The 1,992-nt window shown below is 55.1% G+C and carries 3 protein-coding genes and 1 pseudogene; 3 read left to right on the top strand and 1 reads right to left on the bottom strand.

Translation table 11 applies throughout. The features are described 5' to 3' along the window. The 3 genes and pseudogenes from AC2VLY_RS06775 to AC2VLY_RS06765 form a co-directional block, all read left to right on the top strand. A pseudogene (locus AC2VLY_RS06775) lies at positions 1 to 219 on the top strand (hypothetical protein); the annotation flags it as partial. Beyond that, positions 216 to 1,226 (top strand): hypothetical protein, encoded by a 1,011-nt coding sequence (locus AC2VLY_RS06770; RefSeq protein WP_486921985.1) that lies wholly within the window; start codon positions 216 to 218, stop codon positions 1,224 to 1,226. The pseudogene AC2VLY_RS06775 and the gene AC2VLY_RS06770, both read left to right, overlap by 4 nt. Positions 1,227 to 1,297: 71 nt before the next feature. Then, complete coding sequence (locus AC2VLY_RS06765) at positions 1,298 to 1,615, top strand: acyl carrier protein (protein ID WP_031574832.1); 318 nt, start codon at positions 1,298 to 1,300, stop codon at positions 1,613 to 1,615. Between the two features lie 73 nt (positions 1,616 to 1,688). Here the strand turns inward: AC2VLY_RS06765 and AC2VLY_RS06760 are convergent. Beyond that, a partial coding sequence (locus tag AC2VLY_RS06760) for a hypothetical protein (protein WP_486894224.1) occupies positions 1,689 to 1,992 on the bottom strand: 304 nt, incomplete at its 5' end.

The raw sequence follows: 1,992 nt of genomic DNA, 5'->3' as shown, positions 1-1,992 counted from the left end.
CTCAAAGCAGGCGGGACTGTGGTGATTTTTCCCCAGGGGACCGGGATCCGTTCGGGTCCCAAACGTCCAGACCAGTCCGGTTTCCAGTGGCTGATGGCAAAAACGAACGCGCATTTGGTCCACTGCCATATTTGGCACAACAAGAAATGGCCGGTGGTTGGGATTCCGAAATATGTGGGGGATGCGCAACGGCTCAAAGCCAAGACGGATGCTGGATGACTGCGGAAAACCGCCCCGCGCCCGTGCCGATTGATCGCGGTGTCCTGCCTCTGGTGGTGGCCCTGAATGCCAATGGACGCTTCAGGACTATCGCGTCCTGCCAAGGGCATCTGCGCCGTTCGCAGCCGCCGTATGTCATGTTCGCCGGTAGTCTGGATGCGGCGCGGGACCTGGAGGACGTGTTGCGTCAGGCGTGGGCGATGGGGGTTTTGCATTATGAATGGGAAGTGGCGGGCAGCTTTGACGGTTTTCATCGACTGGTATTTTTCCTCCAGCTTTTTGCCCTGCAGAGCGACACATATCGACCCAGGCTTTCTTCGCACAAGATTCAGGCGGACTTGCAATCACTCGTAGGGGTGGTGAAGCGTGTTCCAGAACGCGCCGATGGCACCGTGCCGCAGGTTCCACCACAAGAAAACCAGTCCGCCGACCCCAAAGGCGAGGCCAACCAGGATTCGGAGAAGGCGTTTGCGTCTTTGGCGGAAATGCTCGCGAACGGCCCCAGGACCTGGGGTGTGCCCACAATAAGGACACACCTTAGCCGTCTCCGAAATTGGCTTCTTGCATTCGACACACGCTACAAGCCCCATGGGATTCCCTATTCTTTGCAAGCGACAATCCGCTCCGAAGATTTGATCGCTCTGTCTGCCTGGTGTCAATCCATTCAAACGCATGATCCGCTGGGAATGCGTGAAAACGTCAGCGCACTGACTTGTCTGGGTTATGCCGGAGCCGATGGATGGCCTCCGCTATGTTCCGTATATCAGCGTTGGTTTCTTTTTCGTAGTACCCCTCTTGCCATGGTTCAAGTCGCAGCGAATGTGCGCCGCCTGATGTGGGCCGAGCCTTCGCCGCTTCTGGGCAGTTGGGACGCCTCTCTGCGCTTCGACGCGAGTCTTCGGGAGATCTTGGTTATCTGGGGTCATTCGCCGTGGGATGCGGAAACACCCGATGCGCTGGATAGGGACACGGTGCTGGTAGCGAAAGCGGAAAAGTCTTCTGGATGAAATGCCGCGCAAATTTCAGTCACTTTGCCCATGTTATTCTTTTATCTATATGGTTTTGCTAAGGAAAACGTATGTCTTACCCAAAAACATCTAAACTGCCCGTCGTACCGAAAGCCGGAAACAGTATTCGGCGCCGAATCGGACACATGCTGGCCGGCTTTGGCTTTCAAGATGCTCCTGACTGGCCGGAAGCCCATCCTGTTGACCTGGAGGCTTTGCAGCTGGTCGAGTTGTCTCTGAACATTGAGGCGGAGTTTGACGTGGACTTTAGGGACGACCTGATTCCACCACATCCCAATCTGGGGGATTTTGTGGATATGGTGGAGGCGGCGTTACGGCAAACTACCGTGGACCGGCAGGATAAGCGGCGAGATATGCGCAGTTATTAGTTTCTGAATATGGCTTGTGCTCGCTGCCCAATATATCCCAGGCTGCACGGTTTTGATTTTAGCGCGCAAAGTTTCAAAGCAGACTCCTCCACCCAAACGGTGCCACGGACGGGCTGGGCAAGCTCAGGCTTTTAATACGACCATTTCCTAAAGGAACCAACAAGTGATTCCCCGTTTGTGTCGGTGACCCCGCATATTGATGGCCCAGAGAGGCGCCCATGGCGTTTTTGCCGTTACTGGTGAGAGGATCGGTAAAGTGGCTTCCGGCATAAAATTGTGGCTGACCAAATGACCTCCCCTGCAAGTAATTCAGTATCATGAGATAGCTCTGACCCGAACCCCCGCAAGTGGCGACATTGGGCGCGTATATCGAAAAA

This window comes from Acidithiobacillus sp. TH-A36 (assembly GCF_057473445.1).
This window is presented reverse-complemented; position numbering and strand designations above follow the sequence as displayed.

Excerpts from the sequence above, each read along its gene's own strand:
- AC2VLY_RS06770 (WP_486921985.1), top strand. The coding sequence starts at position 216 with ATGACTGCGGAAAACCGCCCCGCGCCCGTGCCGATTGATCGCGGTGTC.
- AC2VLY_RS06765 (WP_031574832.1), top strand. The coding sequence starts at position 1,298 with ATGTCTTACCCAAAAACATCTAAACTGCCCGTCGTACCGAAAGCCGGA.